Source organism: Moraxella bovis, assembly GCF_025985205.1.
Classification (GTDB): Bacteria; Pseudomonadota; Gammaproteobacteria; order Pseudomonadales; family Moraxellaceae; genus Moraxella; species Moraxella bovis.
The window spans coordinates 2,678,183-2,702,225 of sequence record NZ_CP087840.1; the positions used below are offsets into that span (position 1 = coordinate 2,678,183).

Annotated in this window: 23 protein-coding genes and 1 CRISPR repeat array (1 of these 24 only partly in view); of the genes, 4 read left to right on the plus strand and 19 right to left on the minus strand. The window is 44.1% G+C overall.

Annotated features, from left to right (window positions below; translation table 11 throughout):
* Positions 1–1,663: direct repeats of the CRISPR family, unit length 28 nt; unit sequence TTTCTAAGTCATCTATGCGATGTGGAAT; it begins 158 nt to the left of the window's first position.
* A 177-nt stretch (positions 1,664–1,840) separates the two neighbouring features.
* The 9 genes from cas6f to dapA all read right to left on the minus strand — a co-directional run bounded on the left by cas6f (position 1,841) and on the right by dapA (position 12,766).
* Positions 1,841–2,440, minus strand: coding sequence for a type I-F CRISPR-associated endoribonuclease Cas6/Csy4 (gene cas6f, locus LP107_RS13685; protein WP_228157729.1), 600 nt, complete (start codon positions 2,438–2,440; stop codon positions 1,841–1,843).
* Between the two features lie 2 nt (positions 2,441–2,442).
* Positions 2,443–3,435, minus strand: a complete 993-nt coding sequence (gene csy3 / locus LP107_RS13690; RefSeq protein ID WP_078274257.1) for a type I-F CRISPR-associated protein Csy3 — start codon at positions 3,433–3,435, stop codon at positions 2,443–2,445.
* 42 nt (positions 3,436–3,477) lie between these two features.
* Positions 3,478–4,413 (minus strand): type I-F CRISPR-associated protein Csy2, encoded by a 936-nt coding sequence (gene csy2, locus LP107_RS13695; protein ID WP_078274256.1) that lies wholly within the window; start codon positions 4,411–4,413, stop codon positions 3,478–3,480.
* The gene (gene csy1 / locus LP107_RS13700) at positions 4,410–5,807 is read right to left on the minus strand and encodes a type I-F CRISPR-associated protein Csy1 (RefSeq protein ID WP_078274255.1); all 1,398 of its coding nucleotides are present in this window, start codon (positions 5,805–5,807) and stop codon (positions 4,410–4,412) included. Before csy1 ends, csy2 begins: the two co-directional genes overlap by 4 nt.
* Before the next feature lie 298 nt (positions 5,808–6,105).
* On the minus strand, positions 6,106–9,414 hold the full coding sequence (gene cas3f, locus LP107_RS13705) for a type I-F CRISPR-associated helicase Cas3f (protein ID WP_078274254.1): 3,309 nt from the start codon (positions 9,412–9,414) through the stop codon (positions 6,106–6,108).
* A gap of 13 nt (positions 9,415–9,427) precedes the next feature.
* Positions 9,428–10,378, minus strand: a complete 951-nt coding sequence (cas1f, locus tag LP107_RS13710) for a type I-F CRISPR-associated endonuclease Cas1f (RefSeq protein WP_078274253.1) — start codon at positions 10,376–10,378, stop codon at positions 9,428–9,430.
* A gap of 369 nt (positions 10,379–10,747) precedes the next feature.
* Entirely contained in the window at positions 10,748–11,461 is a 714-nt protein-coding gene (gene purC, locus LP107_RS13715) for a phosphoribosylaminoimidazolesuccinocarboxamide synthase (RefSeq protein ID WP_078274252.1), read from the minus strand.
* A 94-nt stretch (positions 11,462–11,555) separates the two neighbouring features.
* Positions 11,556–11,840 carry a hypothetical protein gene (locus LP107_RS13720; RefSeq protein ID WP_078274251.1) on the minus strand — a complete coding sequence of 95 codons (285 nt, stop codon included), beginning with the start codon at positions 11,838–11,840 and terminating at the stop codon, positions 11,556–11,558.
* Positions 11,841–11,863: 23 nt separating this feature from the next.
* Positions 11,864–12,766 (minus strand): 4-hydroxy-tetrahydrodipicolinate synthase, encoded by a 903-nt coding sequence (dapA, locus tag LP107_RS13725; protein WP_078274250.1) that lies wholly within the window; start codon positions 12,764–12,766, stop codon positions 11,864–11,866.
* 646 nt (positions 12,767–13,412) lie between these two features.
* Here dapA and LP107_RS13730 point away from each other — a divergent pair.
* The 3 genes from LP107_RS13730 (at position 13,413) to LP107_RS13740 (ending at position 14,530) form a co-directional block, all read left to right on the plus strand.
* Complete coding sequence (locus LP107_RS13730) at positions 13,413–13,751, plus strand: hypothetical protein (RefSeq protein ID WP_078274249.1); 339 nt, start codon at positions 13,413–13,415, stop codon at positions 13,749–13,751.
* A gap of 334 nt (positions 13,752–14,085) precedes the next feature.
* The gene (locus tag LP107_RS13735) at positions 14,086–14,217 is read left to right on the plus strand and encodes a hypothetical protein (protein ID WP_264676058.1); all 132 of its coding nucleotides are present in this window, start codon (positions 14,086–14,088) and stop codon (positions 14,215–14,217) included.
* Positions 14,192–14,530: a hypothetical protein gene (locus LP107_RS13740; protein WP_078274248.1), complete on the plus strand. Its 339-nt coding sequence runs from the start codon at positions 14,192–14,194 to the stop codon at positions 14,528–14,530. The genes LP107_RS13735 and LP107_RS13740 overlap by 26 nt, the downstream gene beginning before the upstream one ends.
* A 39-nt stretch (positions 14,531–14,569) precedes the next feature.
* Here LP107_RS13740 and LP107_RS13745 read toward each other — a convergent pair whose 3' ends face one another.
* From LP107_RS13745 to LP107_RS13780, 8 genes are all read right to left on the minus strand, one after another.
* Complete coding sequence (locus LP107_RS13745) at positions 14,570–15,952, minus strand: Do family serine endopeptidase (protein ID WP_078274247.1); 1,383 nt, start codon at positions 15,950–15,952, stop codon at positions 14,570–14,572.
* A 131-nt stretch (positions 15,953–16,083) separates the two neighbouring features.
* On the minus strand, positions 16,084–16,458 hold the full coding sequence (locus LP107_RS13750; protein WP_143821687.1) for a hypothetical protein: 375 nt from the start codon (positions 16,456–16,458) through the stop codon (positions 16,084–16,086).
* A 12-nt stretch (positions 16,459–16,470) separates the two neighbouring features.
* The gene (locus LP107_RS13755) at positions 16,471–16,902 is read right to left on the minus strand and encodes a hypothetical protein (RefSeq protein WP_078274245.1); all 432 of its coding nucleotides are present in this window, start codon (positions 16,900–16,902) and stop codon (positions 16,471–16,473) included.
* Positions 16,903–16,978: 76 nt separating this feature from the next.
* Entirely contained in the window at positions 16,979–17,614 is a 636-nt protein-coding gene (gene tmk, locus LP107_RS13760; protein ID WP_078274244.1) for a dTMP kinase, read from the minus strand.
* A 2-nt stretch (positions 17,615–17,616) separates the two neighbouring features.
* Positions 17,617–18,693, minus strand: coding sequence for an endolytic transglycosylase MltG (gene mltG, locus LP107_RS13765; protein ID WP_078274243.1), 1,077 nt, complete (start codon positions 18,691–18,693; stop codon positions 17,617–17,619).
* 132 nt (positions 18,694–18,825) lie between these two features.
* Positions 18,826–19,935: an AOC03_06830 family ribosome hibernation factor gene (locus LP107_RS13770; RefSeq protein ID WP_078274242.1), complete on the minus strand. Its 1,110-nt coding sequence runs from the start codon at positions 19,933–19,935 to the stop codon at positions 18,826–18,828.
* Between the two features lie 333 nt (positions 19,936–20,268).
* Positions 20,269–20,571 (minus strand): 4a-hydroxytetrahydrobiopterin dehydratase, encoded by a 303-nt coding sequence (locus LP107_RS13775; protein WP_078274241.1) that lies wholly within the window; start codon positions 20,569–20,571, stop codon positions 20,269–20,271.
* A gap of 122 nt (positions 20,572–20,693) precedes the next feature.
* Entirely contained in the window at positions 20,694–20,969 is a 276-nt protein-coding gene (locus LP107_RS13780; protein WP_078274240.1) for a GNAT family N-acetyltransferase, read from the minus strand.
* Positions 20,970–21,306: 337 nt separating this feature from the next.
* Between LP107_RS13780 and ompR the strand changes: the two genes are divergently transcribed.
* The gene (gene ompR / locus LP107_RS13785; protein ID WP_078274239.1) at positions 21,307–22,053 is read left to right on the plus strand and encodes an osmolarity response regulator transcription factor OmpR; all 747 of its coding nucleotides are present in this window, start codon (positions 21,307–21,309) and stop codon (positions 22,051–22,053) included.
* Between the two features lie 82 nt (positions 22,054–22,135).
* Here ompR and def read toward each other — a convergent pair whose 3' ends face one another.
* Together def and LP107_RS13795 are read right to left on the minus strand one after the other, a co-directional pair.
* Positions 22,136–22,648, minus strand: coding sequence for a peptide deformylase (gene def, locus LP107_RS13790; RefSeq protein ID WP_078274260.1), 513 nt, complete (start codon positions 22,646–22,648; stop codon positions 22,136–22,138).
* Between the two features lie 179 nt (positions 22,649–22,827).
* The gene (locus tag LP107_RS13795; protein WP_078274238.1) at positions 22,828–23,979 is read right to left on the minus strand and encodes a hypothetical protein; all 1,152 of its coding nucleotides are present in this window, start codon (positions 23,977–23,979) and stop codon (positions 22,828–22,830) included.
* Positions 23,980–24,043: the final 64 nt, after the last annotated feature.

The window sequence follows — 24,043 nt, forward strand, 5'->3', positions numbered from 1 at the left end:
ACCACCGCCAAGCCCTGTGCAAATTTTCTAAGTCATCTATGCGATGTGGAATGCTTCTGTTTTCTTGTTCTGCAAAGCGTTCAATTTCTAAGTCATCTATGCGATGTGGAATGGTTGGCATTGTAACGATGTAGGGGGCTTTTTTTTCTAAGTCATCTATGCGATGTGGAATGTTTTTTAGGCGGTTAATTTGCATTTGTGCTATTTCTAAGTCATCTATGCGATGTGGAATAGGCACAGGCTTTGGCTGTGTTTCGGGGCTTGTTTCTAAGTCATCTATGCGATGTGGAATCATCTCCTAGCCCATCTCCTAGCAGTCCTACATTTCTAAGTCATCTATGCGATGTGGAATTAGGGTTGTCACTGGGTGCAGGATTATCACTATTTCTAAGTCATCTATGCGATGTGGAATTAATTTTTAAGCATAATATCTGATCCTTTAATTTTCTAAGTCATCTATGCGATGTGGAATTAGGGTTGTCACTGGGTGCAGGATTATCACTATTTCTAAGTCATCTATGCGATGTGGAATCATCTCCTAGCAGTCCTACATTTCTAAGTCATCTATGCGATGTGGAATTACAGTTTATGCCACTGCTAAGGTCTTTAAGTTTTCTAAGTCATCTATGCGATGTGGAATTTAGCGGTAACAAAGCGGGTATGAACTCCGTTTTTCTAAGTCATCTATGCGATGTGGAATCAAAGCCTGTGCCTAGCCCTAATCCGTCTAATTTTCTAAGTCATCTATGCGATGTGGAATAAATGTTCGTATGCCAAAAACTAACCACAGACTTTCTAAGTCATCTATGCGATGTGGAATAATAATAAATGTAAATCTCTATTTGTTAAGTTGTTTCTAAGTCATCTATGCGATGTGGAATTTAACTGGGGCAACTACTGGCAATGATGGTTCTTTCTAAGTCATCTATGCGATGTGGAATCAGCAGAAAGTGCTTGTCAGTACGCATTTTCTTTTCTAAGTCATCTATGCGATGTGGAATCGGGTAATGGTTGGTCGTCGGGGACGGGTTTTTTTCTAAGTCATCTATGCGATGTGGAATTTGGGGTAAATTGTTCGCCCCTAGCTGTCATTTTTCTAAGTCATCTATGCGATGTGGAATTGCGGTTCTCACTACTCGTGGAGTGGTAGAATTTTCTAAGTCATCTATGCGATGTGGAATATGAGAGTGGCAGTTATGGCAGACCCAAAGATTTTTCTAAGTCATCTATGCGATGTGGAATGACTTATAAAGCGGGAATATGTCGGGGTCTAATTTCTAAGTCATCTATGCGATGTGGAATTTGAGAAACAAACGTTACAACTTTATGAGAGTTTTCTAAGTCATCTATGCGATGTGGAATCAAACAAATTTGGGGCATATATCGCCCCAAATTTTCTAAGTCATCTATGCGATGTGGAATAAAATAAACTTAAAAAATCAAGACGACCAGACTTTCTAAGTCATCTATGCGATGTGGAATATGAATTAATTCTTGAATTAGAATTATTAAAGCTTTCTAAGTCATCTATGCGATGTGGAATAAGACGAGACGACCAGACGGCACTTATTTAGATTTCTAAGTCATCTATGCGATGTGGAATTTCTTGAAGGCATCGGCTGGGTCATGGACGAATTTCTAAGTCATCTATGCGATGTGGAATAAGAATTATACAACATAAAACCCACTTATATCAAGGCTTACAGCCATATTTTGGGCGTTTACCCAATGTTTTTTCGCCTGTTTATAAATGTTTGATTTTTATCAAGTTTTTAAATAGTCAAAAAATAAAGGGTGTAAACCTGTATCATGCCCTTTATTTTAGCACAACCAACCCCAATCACCAATGCGGAACGCTTGCCTTGGTCTCGTCATTAATGTTGGTAATGCCATAGGTGTTAAACACCCCCGTTTGTGGCTTGGCGACCGTATATTGGCGGATATGCAGATGATACTGCCGTTGGTTGGTCTCACTTTTTAGGCGGACAAAGGGGTAATTTTTGGCTTTTTTCTTGTGGGCAAGGCAATGCTCCAGCGCCTGCTCCACTGTCAAATTTTTAAAATCAGCAAACCGCTCCACCTGCTTGCCCAAGTCATAATGGCGATAACGCTCCACCACCACATAGCCTGTCGCTCGCTCGCCAACGTCCGCTATCGCTTTGATATGCACATAATCAGACAGGCGAGAGAGGCGTAGGGGTAAATCGAGCTTATCAAGCTCATCACGACTTGGGGCAAACATCCGCAAGCGACTGCCGAGCATGCCTTTGTCGTGCTGCTCGCTGTAGCGATAATCAGGGAATGCTACGCCAATGGTATTGATGCCATGCCCATTTGCCACGTCCGCAAGAGCGATATGAAGCTGGTTGTAGAGCTTACTCCATATCGCATAGGGCGGTATGTCATCGTTTGGGATTAGGGTAATTTCTTGATAAACCATGCTCATTCCTTACCGCTTTCGCCAAACACGCCACCACGAATTAATACGCCCATGACGTAGTGTTGCTCGTTGTCGCTTGGGATTTTGCCGTCTTTAATCCAACCGTCAAACAAGCTATAAAAGTCCTGCTTTTCTTTGGGCTGACGAAATGCCGTGCCAAGGGTGGTAACCGCTCCATAAGGCTCGGTCGCCACAGGAAACTCGGCATTTGGATACCAATCATCAATCGTACGAATGGCGTTACTGACCTTTTGTGAGTGCATACCAGCACGGTTTTGGCTCGTGTCGCCCACACGATAAAGCACCTTGCTTTTTTTACTGCCTGTATCCAAAATCAGCTCTTGGGACGGATACACTTCTTGTCCAAATCCGACTTTGGCATAAGCTTCCACCGTCAAAATGGTGAATTTATCGCCCATGAGTCCGCCTTTTATCCAGCTTGCCAAACGAGCCAATTTGTCATCTTGATAATCAAAATTGTTGAGCGACAATTCACGAGCGTTGGCAAATTTCACCGACTCATCGCCAAGCGTTACCACCACTGACACCGATTCTGCCCCCATGCGGTTTCGCCACAAAAAGCGAGCGTTGGCGATGTTGTAGGCATAGCGTCTGGCAAGCTCATCAAATCCGTGTTCGTCTTTGTAGGCTTGCACCACATCAAGCAGGGCGTTTTGGTAGGCTTGTTCGTTGCAGACGTTGGCTTTGCCGTCAAAGGGCAGTACCTTGACCGTAAAGCGAGTGATGAGCGTGTCGCACGATTCGTCCAAAAAACTTGCATCCACGGTTTGCAAATTTGCCTTTTGGATTTCGGAGTCCAGCTTGGCAGGGTCGCTGGCAATGGCGTTTTTTAGACGATTGCTGATTGTGCCACGCACGGACTTTTCTTGGACAAGTACAGGCATTTTGTCTTTACCATTGGTTTGCCAAAAGGTTGCGTCCGAGATGTCAAGTTTGCGTTCAAAAGCAAGCACGGAAGGGGTTTTTAGGGTCATGACAATTTCCTTTATTGGGTTAAAGTTGGTTAAAGGTTAAAATTACAAATATTTAGAATGCTTAATCACATATAAATCACAAGTGTTATCATAATCGCCATACCACAACGCAGAATCTAAGTCATCTATGCGATTGGCAAATCGCCACTTGCCAAGCGAATATACCGCTTCCACAAACTGAGCAGGGTACTCGTCCGAGCGAGCGTGGCTCATCTGCCCCTTGTTGTATTTGTCCGAGATACCAACAAAACCCACAGGCATAGGCACAAGCCAGCCACGTTGTTTTTTGACCGAATGAGTCGTCCACTCAGACTGGCTATCCGTGGGCGGTGTGTGGTGCAACACCGCCGTCTCAATGAGTGCATCTAGGGCGGTGGCATTGGGATTTTTTTCTTGTAATTCTTGGGTAATCTCATCAAGCTCATCATGGGCGGACGTGATGATAAAGGCAGGACATAGGCGAGATTTTTGCTCATCGATGTCGTCTTTTTTGACAAAATGCACGCCACTCATGCCTGTTAGACTGCCGCCTGCCCAGCGTTGGGATAGGGCAAATTCTTGCACGTTTTGGGTGAGCTGATTTGCTTCATCTTCGGTCAAATCCTGAACGCTGTCTTTATACACACCGATGAGTAAAGAGATGGTGAGATGACAACGCCCTTCTTCGATGATTGGGGCGGTTTTGCCTGATTTTAAAATGGGGTTGCGAGTTTGGGCGAAGGTTTTGTCTTTGTAGCCTTCTTGGTAAGTTTGAACTTGGCAATCAAAACACGCCACCAGCACACCGTCCAAGCGAATATTTTCAAAACCCATAAGGCTTGATACTTTACGGCTTAGGCTGTGCGTTGCCGCAACAAATCCTGTCAAGGCAGGAAAGCCATAAGTCAAGGGGGCGGAGACGGCATTTGCATTGATGATTTTGAGACGGTCAAGGCGAACATAGCCGACCAGCGAATGCTGTGGATAAATAAAACTCATGTCAATACTCCTTGCCCCAAACGCAAATTTGCGTTAAAGGTGTCTTTAAATTCTTTTTGCCAATGCTCAAACTCCGCCCGTCCAAATTCTAGCTCTACCGCTTGCTTATTTTTCTTTTTTTGCTCTTGCTGATAATAAGCCAAGCGTTTTTCAAGCTCGTTTTGAATCCAATGAGCAAAATCTTTTTGTACATCGTTTTGCCAGTTTTTGCTCTCATGATTTCTTTTAAATTTGTCTTCGCCATCAAGCTCGCCACGCTTTGGGTCTAGCCAGTATTTTTGGTGCAAGGCAAGTTTATAAACCTTTGACCAGCCTGCTTCTTTCTGACGGATAGCATGGGCGACTTGTAGTACGCTTAAGATAATATTTTGCAAAATGTCATCACGAGCGGTGCGAACGTCTATGGTGTTTTTGTGGTTTTTATTAACACGAACAAGCAGTTTAAAAAGCTCGTCCATATCATCTTTGACCACATAGGCTAGCGACTTGCCAAAAATCGTCTTGGCTGTCTTAGCAAAAGACAAATCGCTACTGCCTGTAAAGGTGGGTGGGTAGGACGGTAAAAGATAGGTTTTGCCCCCTTGACGGCTGACAAGTTGAGAGATGTTTTGGGGCTTTGTACCACCAAGCTGTATCGTTGCCAAATCCACAACCGACACATAAGCGGTTGTCTCTTTGCCCTTAAAACGGTTGTCTCGGGCTTGTTTGTTGGTGTCTGAATAGCGTAAGTGATTGATTTTATGAAAAACATCATGACTAAGAGCAGACGCAAACAGCGGTATGATAAGATGATATTCATCATCAGGCAACGCCCAAAAAAGCTGTTTGTTGCGTTCGTGCGTGGTTGGTACGTCCTTTTTGCCTGTGAGCGTGTCATAAAAAATCTGCCGATAGTCATCACAAACCGCCACGTCATCATGAAATGCCCCCACCAAGGCAGGGTGTTTGTCGGTGATAAGCTGTCTGATTTTGATGTCACCCACTTGCCAATCAAAAAAGCTCGCCAGTGGCAGGGCAGCAGCGTTGCCGTTGGCATCAAGACTTGGTGTATCAAGGGTGTGCGTGCCGACAAATGGGCAGGGCGTGGCGTTGGCGGTGATGTTGTCGCCTTTGGCATCGGGGTGTACGCCTTTTGAGATGTGCGTGCCAAATTTTAGCTGAGTTGCCATTTTTTTGGCATCGCTAAGCCATGTTTGTTTTTGGTATTTGGCTTGTATGGGGGCAAGTGCTTCTTGGGCTTGGGCGATTCTGGTGGGTTCGCCTGCTTCTGTGGCTTTGGCAAGCTGTTTTAGCTCTTTGTCGGCTTTTTTGTGAAATTGAGCGAGCAAAAACTCATCAATCGCTCGCTTGATATCATCGGTTGTCAAATTGGTGTTTGGGGTCGGTGCTGTCATGGGATTTCCTTGTTATTTTTAGGGTATTAAAGCATATTTAAAAATTGATTTCAACCATTATATTTGTAAAATAAATGAAGTATAATATAAAGTTCATCACAAAGATGACTTAGAAAATTATGTATGTTAAATACACATTCCACATCGCATAGATGACTTACACTCTACAAAATGAAAAGTGCTACGGTTTTTCGTTCGTGGTGAGCTTGTCGAACCATAACGGAAACCGACCCGCAGGCAAGCTTGTGGCGAACGGTTTCCGTGGCAAAATTCAATTTTGTTAGCTGTATTTACCACGTTACCGCTCATACACCCCAAACCGCTCATCAAAATAATAGCCGTCATGATAATCATCACGAATGGTCAGCACGCAAAAGCGAATGATGAGCATATTGACAGACGTGTCTGGATAATGTTCCCTAAGTTTGGCAAGCTCGTCCGATAGATTGGCGGTCAGCCATGTATCAAGATTGGGATTTTGGCACGTTATCGCCTTTGGGATAATCTCATGGGTTGTTTTGGCGTTCGCCACACCGTGCATCTCTACGCTGTCATAGGACGAGATGTTTAGGGTGTTATCAAGCGGATTGACGATAAAATCTGTCTGCTTTTGACTTTGGCGAAATGGTGTCAGACAAGACAAATGAACGTGCAGACGGTTGGCGGTATCTGGCTCATAATAAGCATTGACCACATTGATGTCATCATTGTTCATCAAATCCTGCATGACGGCGTGTTCTAAATCCGCCAGATTCTTTTTGGGTTCTGGCGTAGCGGATTTGCTAATCCGAGCGACCGATGAAATGCGTTCATAATCTGCCTGTTTGATAAGTTTGCTCACTTGGTGCGTGGCAAGGGGGAAGGCTTGGCTTTCAAATCCAGGGTGGCAAAAGGCGATGTCTTTATCCTTTAATGTTCTGATATTCTTATCCCAAATGGCAATATTAGGAGCGAAAGCCACCTTGTCAGTACGATGTCGCCACACTCGCCCTGCTGTTTGTATGATAGACCGCATGGAGCTTGGCTCAATCATCGCCCAATCATAATCATGGTCTCGCCCCACTTCCGCCACAGGCGTGGCAAGTACCATAAAGATATGGTGCGTTTTGTCGGGGTGCTTGGCAAGGTTGTCTATAATATCAGGATTGTTGGCAAGAGCCTTTGGGTCATGGCGATTTAGGAGTTTATCAAGTCGCACTTCCAGCTGATTTCGCAAAATAAACACTTGTCTGGCATGATAGCACGCCAAATAAAATTGACAACCGTCAAACCCTGCCATGTCGCCCGTCTCGTGCATGGCTTTGGCGATACCGATGAGTGGATTGATGTTTGCCATGCGAATAAGCCCAATACTTACCGTCTTACCATGAATTTGGGTGTGATGTAAGTCGTGCAAGGCTTGGGCTTTGTCAAACAGCACGCTTGCCATGTCTTTATAAAGCTTGTCATCGTCTTCATTATCCATCTCATCAATCAGCAAAATCTCGCCCCAATGACGCACAGCATTGTCATTTAAATGCTTGACACGCCCCCTGATAAACTGCTCATGATGAGCATCAAAATCATCTGCCACTTGTACCGCTTTGCTCACATTTTCATCAAACCACGCACACACCACTTTTGGGGCAGGTTTGCCAAAATTAGCGTTATAAATCATACGTCCGCTCTGATACGCCTTAAACAGCCCTGCCACCAAATCAGGGGGTAATGTCGCAGACGACAACATCACCCGAGAGCCAAACATTCCTGCCAAATGCACAAGGCGAGACAAGGCAGGCAGGTCGTTTTGGTCAAAATCATCAGGCTCATCAAAAATCACATCACTACTAAACAGCCGTAACATCGGTACGATATACCGCCCACCACGCTTGCACTCGCTGGCTTGCATTAGGTGGTCTATGGTGCAGACTGCCACAGGGGAGGCTATCAGGCGCTTGGCGTGGTCGCTCTCTACGAGCGTGCCAAGATTTAGCTCGCCCAAATCCGTGTGAATGTCGCTATCCACAAATTCATCCAGCAATCTTTGGACGGACTCACTGCCTGTATCCGAGCCTATCTCGGTGTCATTGTCGCTGTTTTGCAACTCAAAAAGCTGTTTTTGGGCAAGACCACCCACCAATACGGCAAGCTCTTTATCCGTCAAAGCCAGTTTTTGGCGTAGGCTTTGCCCTGTTTGTAAGGTCAAAACACGAAGGCCTAACGCCACAGTAAGCCTTGCCCCCTTATTAGGGTCGGTCAAGGCGTACATGATACGAGCATTGGCAAGTGTTTTGCCTTTGCCTGTGCTTGCCATATTTATCCCAAAAAAGCCGTGTGTATCGGTCGCTTCACGGTGTTTTAAAGCGGTTTTAAAGGCGGTATTTTGCCACAAAAATCCGTCCGTATCGGTATTTTGCAATAAAGGATTGTGGTTTTGTAGGGCTGGCAAATTTTCATGCAACGTTGGCAAAATCCGCACAAATTGAGCACTAAATTGTGCCACGCCCAATAAATGCTCGTCTAATGTTTGTTTGATTTGTGTTTGTTTGGTTTGGTTTTTGTCATTAATTTTAATGGTATTGGCAATAAGGCTTGGGTCAAATTTTCCTTGATGCCGTTTTTTATCATCTTTTTTTAAACCAGAATAATTATGGTCAGCCATCATGAGTGATAGCCGTGATAAATGCAGTAAAAATGGGTCGGATACCGCTTGGGGATATTGCTTGATAAGGGTTTGCAGATAGGGCGAATTTTGGGCTTTTGTGGCGTAGCGTTTGAGCTGTTTTTGCCACAGTTTGTTGTGCAAAATAAACTGTTTAAAGTTAAAAAAGTCGTCCGCCTTATTGCCCTTATTAAACACCCAACGCTCCATGGCTTCTAGACTTGCCAAATAACTTTGTACATCTCTTGATAAACACTCTGGCGTGCTATACGCCTCGGGCTTTTTAAAATAATAAGCGTGTGCGGGTGGCAGGCGATGATGTGTTACCACAAGCCAAATAATCCATTTGGTTAAAGGGGGGAGCTTGCCCATATCTGCTTTATCTGGCGTGCCAAAATCGGACAAAGTCGGCAATGCCTTATCTGCCAGATACTCATCAACATGAGCAAGGCGTTCAAATACTGCTTGGTCGGTAGTGCAGTCGCCCACCAGCCAGACGATGAGTTTTAACGACACCCATTCGTGACGGTAGAGGTCGGAGATATTGGTGGTGGCAAAGAGTTTATTTTGAAAGCCTATCGTGGATTTGCCGATGTCATGGAGCAGCCCTGCCAATGTGGCGATGATGCCAATGCCGTCCAAAAACTGCCAGTTATTCTCCCAATCATGGTGCAAAATAGAACGTCTGGTACGATTCGCGGCTACGCCCCCTGCGGTGTTAAATTTGGATTTATTCCCCACCACCCACACAAGCTCGGTGCGGTGGCGAGTGGCAATACGGTGGCAAGCGACTGCGGTTGATTTGCTGGCGGTGGATTTTAATAGCTCGTACACCGTTTTTAGACCAATCTCGGTGATGTTGGTTTGCCAAACGTTATCGCCAATGCGACCCGCAAAAGCGTCCAAAATCTTGCGAGTGCGTTTTATGGCTTTTTTCTGGCACTGGGAAATAAAGGTAACAATCATGCAAAATCCTTATTTAAAATTCCTTGTTTAGAGCAAGCCCCTTTACCGTTTCAAACATCACATCAAGGGCGTGATAATCGGTAAAATAAGACAAGCACAGTTCACGAAATTCCTGCTCACGAGCATTATCAGACGCACACATAAAGGCAAGCGGTAAGATGATTGTATCTTTGACAATATCAGCAATATCAAACACCAACGCCCCACGCCGAGTTTTGCCATGCATGACGGCAAATCCGTGGGCAATGCCGAGCACCCAAGCGGTGGTCGCTCCCAAGCCGTATGCCAAATAGTTGCCGTGATTTAAAAACTGATTGGCTTTGTCCACGCCGTCATAATCACGGCTAAATCCCTTATAGCCTGTGTGTTTGACGGCAAATTTATACAACTCTTTGGTCATACGCCCCTCTAGGGTAAGCAAGTCTGATACACTATTTTGCCCTAAAATTTGGGTGCGGTAATGATTTTGTAAGCTGATGATTTCATCAGATTTACTATCAAAGCCTGCCCCACGCAACTCCTTATCACGCCCCCACACGTCATTCATAAAATCAAGCCGAGCCATTTGCAAGCGTTTTGCCATAGCCAGACGTTTGTCATCGTCCCACCACCACGACAGCCAGCCTTGAATGTATTCGGTGGGGCGGTATTCTGATTGTGGGGTCAGCCACTCAATCTCGCTTCCCATAAACAAAGGCGTGCCACCGCCCCCACAAAAGCCGATCAGCACACCTGCACTTGCCAGTAGCCTTACCGCAGACTGGGTAATGGACGTGCCTGTGCCAAGCAGTATCACGGTGGTGTTGGCAATGGGGATATTGTAGTAGAGATTTTCTTTTTTGCTTTCGGTGAGATACAGCACTCGCCCGTCTTTTTGCATGACTCGGCAATGCTCTAAATAGTACAGATTGGCACGTTTGGAATGCAAAATGGTTTTTAGGTCGGTGGGGCGTAGGGTGTCCATGTTTTTCCTTACAAATAACATGGATATTAACAGATGTGTACTGCATCGTCAATCGTTGGGGTAGATTGGGGTAGATTGGGCAGGATTTGGATGGTGGTATTTTGAGTAGGCGTGTAGGGGCATGATGGACTCATGCCACGTTTTGAATACAAGAAATAAAGCGCATAAAAGCCAAATCCACCCAATCATACCTAACAAGCTCAATGTCATCACAGGCTTTGGGCATGCTGGACACACCCATAAACATCAATATTAAAGGGACGTAGAAAGCACGCCCCCACAAATGAATTTCTTTAAAATTTAGTATTGGTGCAAATTGGGGTAAATATCATAAAAAACAAGGGCGATAACCGCCCTTGCTCACACCCATCAATCAAGCGGTACACCAATACGTCTTGCCACTTCTTCATAACCTTCAACGACATCGCCCAAGCCTTGACGGAAACGGTCTTTGTCGAGTTTTTTCTTGGTTTCTTTATCCCACAAGCGACAGCCATCTGGCGAGAACTCATCGCCTAACACCACACGCCCATGAAACAGTCCAAATTCTAATTTAAAATCCACCAGCATAAGACCCGCTTCATCAAAAATCTGACTTAGCACGTCATTGACCTTGTGAGTCAGCACACTCATCTGCTCCAACTCGTCTGCGGTGGCATAACCTAAGGCAATGGCGGTGCTTGGGGCGAGCATGGGGTCGCCCAATTTGTCATCTTTATAAAACAGCTCAAAGGTCGGTGGCATAAGTGGCAAGCCCTCAGCAAGCCCCAAACGCTTGGCAATACCGCCAGCTGCATAGTTACGCACCACGCATTCTACGGGTATCATTTTTAGGCGTTTGACCAGTACTTCATCATCTGACAGTTCACGCTCAAAATGCGTCTCGATGCCAGCGTCTGCCAGTTTGCTCATGATAAAGCTATTAAAGCGGTTGTTCACTCTGCCTTTGCGGTCAAGCTGAGCGATTTTCTCGCCATTAAAGGCGGATGCATCGTTACGAAAATGCAAAATCAGATAATCAGGATTGTCCGTTTCATAGACAGATTTGGCTTTGCCAGTATAAATTAGGGCTTGCTTTTGCATGGGTCTCTCCGTTTTGTGGCGGTTTACACAATAAATTTACATGATAAGATTTATAAAACAAAAAGACACGAACAACAACGCTCGTGCCAAACCATCATCTCACCTGTGGTGGTCTAGGTAGCTCGTACTGCTTGCCCGACTCGTTGGTCGATGGAGCAATCTCGCCTGCCACCTCTGGCACATCATATAGGGGGATAAATGGGGCGGACGCTTGGTTGGCGGGCAGGCGGATGGGGTCTAGCTTGGTGGCGTGGACATAGTCCAGACTGCCGTTATCACGCTTGCCCAGCACACCTTTGATGCTTTGACAGCCCGTCAGTAGCACCAAACTCATCATGGCAAGGGCGGTTAATTTTAGCGTTGTTTTTAGCACTGTCATGTTATTCTCACTTATTCTTACTGTTAAATCAATTTGGCTTTTTGTAGTGCCTGGTCAATGATGGGTTGATTGTCTGCTGACAGCCACACCAAAGGCAAGCGAATGCCCGTGTCAATCATGCCCATCTTGTGCAGGGCATATTTGGCAGGTTGGGGGCTAGATTCACAAAACAGCTCTTTGTGCAAATGCTCAATGCCTTGGTTGATGGTACTTGCTTCATCAAACTTACCTGCCAAAGCTAAGCTAAAAATCTCGCTCATGGCTTTTGGAGCGATGTTGGACGTAACAGAAATGTTGCCCTTTGCCCCCAATTTGACAAGCTCAATGGCGGTTGGGTCATCGCCTGATAAGACCACAAGACGCTCGCCCACACGCTCGATGAGCAACTTACCACGCTCCAAATCGCCCGTGGCATCTTTGATGGCGACAATATTGGGAATATCGGCAAGGCGTGCTACGGTATCCTCCGCCATATCTACGACCGTCCGCCCTGGGACGTTATAGAGAATTTGGGGAATGTCCACCGCCTCGGCAATGGTCTTATAATGCTGATACATGCCCTCTTGGGTGGGCTTATTGTAATATGGCACGACAAGCAAGGCAAAATCCGCCCCCACTGCCTTAGCGTGGGCGGTAAGCTCGATGGCTTCGGCGGTGTTGTTCGCCCCTGTTCCTGCAATCACAGGAATGCGACCTGCCACTTGTTTGACAAAAAATTCAATGACATCGCCATGCTCTTTCATTGATAGGGTGGCTGATTCGCCAGTCGTCCCCACCGCCACCAAAGCGTGCGTGCCAGACTCAATCTGCCACTCAATCAGGCGAGTCAATGCATCATAATCCACCGTACCGTCTGCCGTCATGGGCGTGATCAGTGCCGTCATCGAGCCTTGTAGTCTTGCCTTCATCTCATCATAAGTTGCCATAAAACACCTGATTTGTCATTTTGCATCAAATGGCTTAGTTTAACATTTTACTGGGTGTTTTAAAATGCTTAAATTAAAATTATTGTATTTATTGGAATTTTAAAGTATTTTTTAAATATAAATTAAAATAATAAATCAATAAATTTGTGATGAATGGGTTACTTTTAGCAATGGATGGCATTGTTCTTTTTTAAAGTTATTATGATATAATGAAAATTACAAATTAAAAGAATAACTGTTCACTTAATTTGTAATTCTTGATAAAATGCGTTTATCAAGAATGTTGATTAAGCTACACTCAAGAAACTTTAAAATTACTACAAACACAATGATGTGTGGACGTAGGGGCGTGGTAAATATCAAGTTGGTTGGGTGTACCTATTGATGACTTTATACACTCTACAAAATGAAAAAGTACGACGGTTTCCGTAGCAAAATTCAATTTTGCTGGCTGTACATGGAGAAAATCTTGAAAATTTTGGCTCTGGTTCAAAAAGTATGCTACAAAGAAAACAGTTCGTGGCGAGCTTGGGAAACCTAACGGTTTTTCTACCCGTAGGCAGGCTCAGGGCGAACGGAAAACCTAGTTTGGCATACTTTTTAGACTACTACCAAAATTTTAACTGTTTTTATATTCTTATTTTCTATGGTTGGCTGCTCTCAGTCGCCGACAGATTTTAATAAGAAAAGTTACAACAATCAGAAAAACCATGCTCTTGATGATGCTCAAAAAATGTCAGGAAAACTGGTAGTTTCTTTTGAAGAAATAGAGTTTATTCATCAAAACGAAAAATATTATTTAATTGACTCTAAAAAATTATTAAATGATAAAATCCAAACAAAAAGACTAAAAGATGATAAATTTTTCATCAGTGAAACACTATGTATTACAGGTGATGTTTTGCACAAATACCACAATGAATATCGTGGTTTTGGCCATATGGAAAAGTATGATAAAGCAAGCTCTATAAAAAGCATTTGCTAGGTTTTGATAAAAAACAGAATGGATATACCTACCATCATCGAGCCTTGTAGTCTTGCCTTCATCTCATCATAAGTTGCCATAAAACATCTAATTTGTCATTTTGTATCAAATGGCTTAGTTTAGCACTTTCACCGTGATCTTTGAACCATCTTGGATAAATTATTTTTTTATTGATTTTTTAAAATTATTTTTAAAAAATCAATAAAAAAATAAATAAAAAGCAATGGGCATGACACTGATGGATAATGATTGATTTAATTATTTTTGTCAGTTTATAATAAAACACAACCCTGTGGATGTTGTTATTTTGAATCATTTCATGTTAAGGACATTTATGAAAACAAAAGCCTTGTTACTTGCCACATCGTTTGCCCTGCTTTTGCCCAGTATTGCCAACGCCCAAACCGAAGACAGTCAAATACAGACCCAACACCAAAGTTGTGTTTATTTACAACCAAGAGCTTGATGAGCCATATAGCACCCGTTGGTTTGCCAAATTAGAAAAAAGACAGGGCAAAAAACGCACCGTATACATTGAGACGTGGGAAAAATACGTCAATAAAGGCTTTATCACATTTGACTGTGGCAACCCAAAAGCTAGTGTGCAACTAGATTTGTATGGTTGGGGCGAGTTTGGCGATGACAGCCAACTTGAAAAAACCACCGTCCATTCAAAAGACTTTAAAGCGTGGCAAATGGGCGATTTTGAACCTTTGGCTGGCGAGTCTCCACCTTATGAGCTTTATCAAAAACTTCGCACCAAATACTGCAAATCTTAACCACCAAAAAGGGTGCGACAAACACACCCTTATTTAGCCCTATTCAACCCTAAGCCCCAAAATCGCAGGGTTGCCATCACGAATGATACCAATGGTAACCACGCCTTTTTTTGGCAGGCTCTTTAACGCCTTTTCAAACTCGCCAATGCCTGCGGTTGGCAGATGATTGAGATTGACGATGATGTCCCCTGCCATGAGCCCCGCCTGCCCTGCCAGTCCTGTGACATCCACCGAGCTGATGACCACGCCACCTGCCACGCCAAACTCCTGAATCATGCGAGCTTCACGCCCTGACAGCTCTTTTAGGCGTAAGCCCAATCTGACACCATCACTGGCGTTTTGACTGGTAGAGACATCGCTCGTCTCGGCAAACTGCCCACTGGCACGGTGCTGTTTGCCTGCTCGTAGGTAGGTCAGCTCAAATTTATCACCCACCTTGGCACGGTTGATGAGATTTAACAAATCAGACGCTCGCCCGATACTTTGCCCATTAAAATCAAGCACCACATCGCCTGCTTTTAGCCCCACCTTATCGGCAGGGGAGTCAGGACTGGTGCGAGTAATCAGGGCCCCTTGCGGTCTGTCAAGGCGATAAGCTTCCGCCAGATTGCGGTCAATGTCCTGCAACACCACGCCCAGATAGACCCGAGAGACACGCCCTGTCGTGCGAATCTGCTCATAGATGTCCATGGCGGTGTCAATGGGAATAGAAAAAGACAGCCCCATGTGTCCGCCAGTGCGACTAAAAATCAGCGAGTTAATGCCAACCACTTCGCCTTTTTGGTTAAATAAAGGCCCGCCCGAGTTGCCTTGGTTTAGTGCTACGTCCGTCTGAATGAACGGCACGACCGCTTCACGGCTCATGTTGCGACTCTTGGCAGAGACAATGCCCGATGACGCTGAGTAGTCAAAACCAAAGGGCGAACCGATGGCAAGCACAGGCTCGCCCACTTTTAGGGTATCGCCTTTGGCAACACTTAGGGCAGGGAAGTTTTGCCCCGCCACCTTTAACACCGCCACATCGGACGCTTCGTCCGAGCCGATAAGACGTGCGTCTAGCTCGGTGCGGTCATGCAGGGTTACGGTGATTTTATCCGCCCCTTCGACGACGTGATGATTGGTAAGAATATAGCCATCTTGGGTAATAAAAAAGCCCGTGCCGTAGCCGTATTCTACCGTTGGCAGGTTTGGCACGGCGACCCGCCCCCCAAAGAACTGCTGTAAGGCTTGCACCTGCTGAGCCAATGCCAGCTCTTCTTCGCTGACCTTTTTGGTAATACTCACACGCACCACGCCACTAGACACCTGTTCCACTAGGGGCGAAAAATCCATCGCCACCGCCCCATACGCAGGCAAGGCAACAGGCAGAGCGATAGGGGCAAGGGCAAGGCTTAGGACAAGGACGGCAGGTTTGATGTTCATAATAATTCCTATTTAAATAGTCAAATTATCCTAAAAAGCACGCCATTCGTCAAGGCAAAATGTGTTTCTAAAGGTTATGAAGTCTTGCTTATCTGACAGCCCGCCCTTTAATGCAAGTTTAGCACAGCGATTTATTCGTATTGACCCGTGGCAGGGTTAAAGCGAACGGTATGCTTTTCATTGACCTTATGGATACGCTCATAATCATCATCAGGCTTTTCGCCTGTGTAATGAATTTGAATGGGATAATACAACGAACCGCTCGGCATAACTTTATAAGTGCTTTCATAATTATAATACAGCGGGTGGGTTTCTTCATACATACCTTCATTGTTTGACCCTGCGTCCGCCACAAATACTGTCTTGATGTCGCCATGTTCGGGGAGCATCAGGGCGTACCAATAGGTCTCGCAAGAACCTGTGGAGCAGTAACCACTCTCAAACATTGCCCCCATAATCCCCTTGCCAAAAGGCTGTATGGACGACTTGATGTCATTTAAATCCAAATGCACTCGCCCTCAACTGCCTGCCATTTCTTCATCTTGGGCGTTTCGGTTGATAAGCTCATAGCCTTGATTGGTCTTTTTAAAAAGGTACAAATCAGCCTTGGCACTGCCTATACGCCCAGAGGTAGGCATGCCTTCATCGTTTAGGGCGACTTTTTCAATCATAAGTAGGTAGCGTTTTTGTCCGTTTTGATTGTCAAAACTGATGACAGGGTGCATGAGTGCCAACGTGCTAAACTCTGGCATATCAGGGTCAGACACTTCATCTAGGCAGACGTGAGGATAACTCTCTAAATCTTCATCGTCCACCACGCAGTTTGTCATTTTGCCAGCATATAGCCCACGCATGACACTTTTAAAATCAAGCCCGCTAAGCGTGGTCGCCCATGCAGGGGTAGATAATGTGGCAATCGCAACGCTTAGGGAGAGTAGGAGCTTTTTCATGGTATGTCCTTGTTTGAAAAATAAAATACATTATAAAATCAATGTGTTTACAGAGCAAATGTGATTTACCGACAAATCAATCCGCCAAATATTCTTGTAAAACTTGCATAATCTCCCCTGCCACGTCATCAGGACATTGGTCGGCATTGATACGTTTGATACGCTCAGGGTGTTTTTGATATTGATACAAAAAGCCTTGATAAGTTTTGTCAAAAAATCCTTGCCCTGCACCCTCAAAGCGGTCGGCTTGACTTCGCTTACCTGCCCGCTCCAAGCCAATGGCAGGGTCTAAATCAAGCCAAAAGGTCAAATCAGGCTGTCTTGGGATAAAATCAGCGACCAGCCGTTCAATCTTGGCAAGTTCACGCTCATCGCCCCCAAACCGTCCAAAGCCTTGATACGCCACGGTGCTGTCAAAAAAACGGTCACAAATCACCCATTTACCGTCCGAGAGTGCTGGCAAAATGGTGCGGTGCAAATGGTCGGCTCGTGCGGCAAACATAAGCAAAAGCTCGGTGTCGTCATTGATGTGGGTTTTGTTATCCAGCAAAATCTTACGCAAATCTTCGGCAAGCGGACTGCCCCCTGGTTCACGAGTGCGAATGTGGGCGATGCTAAGGCTGTTAAGCTCATAGCAAAAACGGTCAATGGCAGTGGTTTTGCCCACGCCTTCGGTGCCTTCAAAGGTGATGAATTTGGGTGGTTGGTTCATTGTTATTTCTCCGCCATCACTTTACGATATTCCGCCACCGCTTTGTTATGCTCATCAAGCGTTACGCTAAATTTATGACCGCCCTTACCTGTCGCTACAAAATAGATATACGGCACATCAGACGGGTGCATTGTCGCTTCTATGGCTTCGGCAGACGGCAGGGTAATGGGCGTGGGCGGTAAGCCGTCAATCTGATAGGTGTTGTAGTCGGTTTTTTCGTCAATGTTGGAGCGGTAAATCTTGCCATCATAACGGTCAAACAGTCCGTAGATAATGGTTGGGTCGGTTTGTAGTCTCATGCCTTGACGCAGGCGATTGACAAATACGGCTGATACGTCATTACGCTCGAACGTGATACCCGTTTCTTTTTCGATGATGCTTGCCATAATCAGGGCGTCATAAGGTGTCTTGTAGGGCAAATCTTTATCACGCTCTGCCCATGCCTTATCCAATATCACCATTTGGTCGGTGTGCAGTTTTTTTAAAATGACGGTATCACTCGTGCCTTGATTAAAAAAGTAGGTATTGGGGGCAAATTGTCCTTCTAGGTTACCGTTGGGCGTGCTGATATTTAGAGCTTTGGCAACTTTGGCATTGTCTCGTGCCACGTCCGCCCATGAATACCCATCAGCATCCGACAGAAGCGGTGTGAGTAGTTCAAGCTTGACCCCATCGGTCGTTTTTAGGGTGTGGTATAGGTCTTTGACCGTCCTGCCTTCGATGATTTGCACCTTTATCATGGCAACTTGCCCCCCCTGCCCCAAAATCTTGACCACATCGGCAAGGCTCGCCCCTTGTGGGATTTGGTATATTCCTGTTTCTAGGCTGCCTTTGGCGTGGAATTTAAGATACAGCCGTGCGGCGGTGCTGGACGCAAACGGACTGGTCTGCCATTTGTCCTTGACAAGCAGGCTATGATAAGTGTCGCCCTTATCCACCGTCAAGGTCTGGGCGGGGCGGTCGGTCTTGGCAAAGGCGGTTACATAGACGATGGCACCCCACAGGGCAATCAGGGCTAGTACGACAACCAGAGCGAGCCATTTTAAGGGCGATTTTTTTGAAGTTTTTTTGTTTGGCATGGCAACATTGGATGAGAAAAGTTATGCTTATTGTAACAAATTGCCACAAAAATTTTTAAGATTATTGTAACCACCAAAAGTCAAAACAAAAACCCGCCCGTAGGCAGGTTTTTGTGCTTTGTTGCATGTTAATTAGTAGCGAGTGATAAGGGCGATTGGCTCTTTTTCGTCCATTTTGTCCTGTGGGACAAACACCACTTCACCGCCATTGTGGCTGACTATCTCGATAATCTCACTCACCGCATCATCGGTGACGCCGTCCGCTGTCGCATCGTCCGCCACGAGCAAGGTCAAAGCAGTATCATCAATGGTCGCAGGCACGATGTGTCCTTGACGCACGAGAAGTTTTACGGCATTGCCTTCAACCGCTGAGCGGTAGATTTGTTGCGAATCGGTGCATACCATCTTCTCGTTACGGGCTTTTTCAAGCTCGCCTTGAGCAGTTTCGTAGCGAGTCAGACGCTTGTTCTCAACCAATTCTTGTACGCCTGCCACAATCTCTTCGGCACGTCCGTCTTTTAGGTTGGGTAGATGGTCAACCTTGCCAATGATAAAGCTGTCGTTGTCCACTACCTGCTCATAAAAGCCCAAAGTACGGCTATCGCCCACCAAAATCACAGGCAACGGGTCAATGTTACGAAACTCCTGCACGCTCTTGTCCACACGGTTCATAAACTCTTTTAGATAGCTGTCGTCATCCGATGAGCCTGTGCGGTCGGCTTTTGAACCTGTAGGTAGACTTGTGTTTTTGATTGGGAAAGTCAGCTCGCTCATTTGCGATTGACGTTCGCTTTCGCCACCAATTTCCTTGACCACACGGTCGTTGGTCGCCTCAATCAGGCGAGCATATTCGCTTGTAATCACAAGCACATAATAATGCACCGCCTCGGACATATCACGCACCAAGTCTCTGGTGGCAAATTTTTCGCCCAAAATCACACGCTCTTTGGCGTCAAATGGCAAACGCAACACTTGAGCTTCATTTTCGTTGGCAAAAATAGCAAGCGTATCTAGGTTATAATTATGGTCAAGCTCGTCTGTTTTGGCATGGATAAGCTCCATGATGGCATCGCTTGTGCGTTTGTCATGCTCGTTCGTGATACGCTCTTCGGCGACTTTTAGCTGATTTTTTAGGGCAATATGGTCTTGCTCATTTTCTGGGTGAGTGCGGTGAGTTTTGACAAAGATACTCACGGCAGGATTGCCACGGGCAGATTTTAGATCTTTTAAAGTCGCTTTCATAATAAATCCTTAAAATGCGTAAAAATAACAAACGGTGAATGATTAAAACGATTTAACCACAAGATTTAAAAATCCAATTGATTAAACTTGATACCGATTGTACCGACTTTTTGGGTATTTGTCTGTTAAAAAATGGGCGGTTTTATGGTTGAAATGTAGTCAAAAAATCAGCTGTGTGAGATTGATGGCAAGGTTTGTAAGTCTTTGTAAAAAGACCTATTTTGATTGGGGAATTTATGTATAATGGAGAGTTGGCAGAGTTTTAAAACAATTTCTAAAATCTAAAAACACAAAAAATGGGTAATGACACCCATTTTTCAAATTAATTTCGCTTTAATCTTTTTTATCAAAGACCACGCCCCTTGCCATTTCCATGCGTTTGGCAAGCTGAATGTCTCGCCCATGCACTTCATATTGGTCAGCCTCGCCAATGCGTACTTTGAGCAAAGTATAGGTGTTCTCCCACGTGGGGTAATGTTCTAGCTCTTCACAATAGAACGCCACACGGGTGGTAAAGGCGATGACGTCAGCAAAACTGGCAAATTCATAGGTCTTGACAAGGCTATTGCCATCTAATGCCCAGCCTTGCAATCTTTCTAATTGTAAGGCAACTTGGTCTGCGGTAAGACTGCTCATGATGTTCCTTTGGTTAGGTAAAATATAAAAATACACCAAGTCATTTTACCAAAATCTTCAAAATTTCGGCAAGATTTTTGGCCAATTTACCAACATTTTTGTAAACAATTATCGCAACATACTCACGCCAACAGCGATTGGTATTCATCTCGTCTGTCGATGTAGCTTGCCACAAAGGAACAGTTTGGCACGACTTTTTTGCCGTTATCACGGGCATAATCCAAAGCATGTTTGACCAATGCCGTACCCAGTCCGCGTCCGCCCAGCTCTTTGGGGACGATGGTGTGGTTATAGTTTAGGGTATCATCATCGATGACTTCATAGCTTAAAAAGCCAGTATGTCCATCAATGGTTACTTCAAACCGCTGTGTGGCAGGGTTGTGGGTAATGTCAGTCATGGGGCATCCTTAATGGTTGATATTAAAGGTTGAAAGTTAAAGGCACTGCTCTTATGCTAACACAAATTTTATTGGGATAAAAGCCCGTTTATACGCTTATCGCTGTACATGGCATGCCACATAAGGTGCATTGACAAATCAGAATCATTTTACCAAACCCATTTACCAAAATATTACCGACTTTTGGCAGTTATCATGGTATGATAATTCTTCAGTTTTTAGATTTTTAATCATTCGATATGATTTAACCTTAAAATATTATTTATAATAACAAAAACAGTTACAATTTTTTGTGTAATGTTGTAAACTAATAGCCTATAATTATCAGGGGTGACACATGACCGAAGACAATATCAATCCAAACCCAAACGCCAGTCATCGTATCTTAGTCGTTGATGATGACGCCAGACTGCGTGCCTTATTACAGCGATTTTTAGAAGATGATGGCTTTACCGTGCGTGCATGCCATGATGGCAAGCAGATGGATAAACTTATGCAACGTGAGATGTTCTCGCTCATCGTGCTTGACTTGATGTTGCCCGACGAAGACGGCATCGCCATTTGCAAACGCCTGCGTGCCGATAATGCCGACATTCCCATCATCATGCTGACCGCCAAAGGCTCGGACACCGACCGCATCGCAGGGCTTGAAGCAGGGGCGGATGACTATCTGCCCAAACCCTTTAACCCCAAAGAGCTACTGGCTCGTATCAAGGCGGTGCTTCGCCGTCATAACCGAGAGCTGCCCGGAGCCCCATCTCAGCAGATGGAAGTGGTTGAGTTTGGTTTGTGGACGCTTGATTTGTCCACTCGCACCCTAAAAAAAGACGGCAATGTCGTCACCCTAACCACGGGCGAGTTTAGCGTTCTAAAAGCACTCGTTCAGCACCCCAGAGAGCCACTGACCCGTGACAAACTCATGAACCTAGCCCGTGGGCGTGAATGGGGAGCGATGGAGCGTTCGATTGATGTTCAGGTCTCACGCCTAAGACGACTCATCGAAGACAACCCCTCTCAGGCTCGCTATATCCAAACGGTGTGGGGTGTGGGTTATGTCTTTGTCCCTGATGGGGCAGAGAGCTGATAACACAAAAACCAAACAACGCTTTGTTGTTTGGTTTTTTACTGGATATCCATCTTAGACTATCTGTATAAACGCTTGTGAATCAGCCTTTTTTGGCGACCACTTTACGCACCTTTTCTCTGGCACGGTCTTGTTTTAGGCGGGATAGATAATCCACAAATACAATGCCTTTTAGGTGGTCAAGCTCATGCTGAATGCATACTGCCAACAGCCCATCCGCCTCAACGCTAAATGGCTTACCGTCAGCATCTAAGGCATCAATCTGCACACGAGCAGGGCGACTAATGTCATCATACACCTCAGGAATGGACAAACAGCCCTCTTTATAAGGGACAAGCTCATCGGTCAGTGGCGTAACTTTGGGGTTAATGTACACCTTGGGCTGTGGCTCTTCGCCCTCTTTGGCGAGATCCATGGTTACCACTTGCACGTGCCTGTCCACCTGTGTCGCTGCCAGCCCAATGCCCTTGGCATCATACATGGTCTCAAACATGTCGCTGATTAAGGTCTTAATCTCATCAGTAATCTCGCCAACCTCGCTTGCCACAGTACGCAAACGTGGGTCAGGATAATGTAAAATGGGTAATAGTGCCATAATGTCTCTTGTCGTTGGTTTTGGGGTATTATATCGGAAAATTGGGCTTTGGTAAAATGGATTTGGGATTATCGTGGTTTGACGGTCTTTGTTGTTGGTCAAAATGGCCTGAAAAAAAGATAAAAAAAACCGCCACCAAACTTTAAATTTATGTGTTTTTATGGATTTTTCACACAACATCATTTAGCCAAATAATGCTCACTAACAGGTTGCAAATATTTACCGTCAATCACTAGACATTTGGCGGATTTTTCTTTGTTATTACCCTTATCATCAAAAAAATCTACTGATACAGGGCAAAATACTTTGGTATTACCCAAATTCCATGCCATATAGCCGTATAGGGCGTTGGGGCTTTCAATATCTTTGACATCTTTATCTAGGGGTTTAAATTCAAGTTTTAGGTTTTGAATTTCTGTTTTAGATAAACCGTTAATTTTTTCTGAATTTGTATTGCCATTATGGATGATATACCAAGATGAGTTTTTTGGTTTTTCTATAAATTTTGGTTTATGTAAAGATATGCTATAATCTTGAAATGAAGATAAGAAAAAATTATATATTACGATAAATATTAACGAAGAAATTACTAATATTTCAGAATATTTTGTATTGGTTTTTGATATATAAGAAACTAAAAAATTAAATAAAAACAATAAAGTGCCTACAAGGAAAAAAGTCCAAGTTATAAAATTATCTTCAACTGTTGGTAGGATTGAGAAATAAACGAAAGAAAAATAAATAAAAGATGGAAATACAGTAATGTTTGCTACAAAAATAGCAATAAATAGACTTTTATCTTTTGGGGTTATAAAATTAAATCTATCAAAGCGAAAAATAAAAGATGATAAGAATATCATAAATGCATAATATTCAAATTGAAAATTAAGTTTTAAATAAAATACTGTTATAATTATATAAAAAATTGAATTTAATAGACAAACACCATAAAGTTTTTCATAATTTATTTCTAAATTTTTATCAAAACTTACGACTTTGGCAAATATATTTATCAAAAAAGGAGAGAAAAATCCAAAAGTAAGTAGGAATAAAAATAGCAAATGTATCAATAATATAGCGATAGCGGATGATGAATTTCCAATAATATCAGAAAATAAAAAGTCAAAATTTATATGTTTTAAATAGTTATAAATATTCAAATTGCCAATAATGATACCGATTACAGTAAATAAAGCTGTAATTTTTGGTATATGACTTGTAAAATTAGATATAGTTTTGGTAATATTAGGTATTTTACTTGGGTTGCTTTGTCGCTTGTTTAGATTGGTAGGCAACCAGATGCCCTTATCATTCTTTTTATATTCTGTCATTTTTTATCCTATCAAAAACAGCGACTCATTTAAGTCGCTGTTTTATCATTGAAAGCATTGAAAG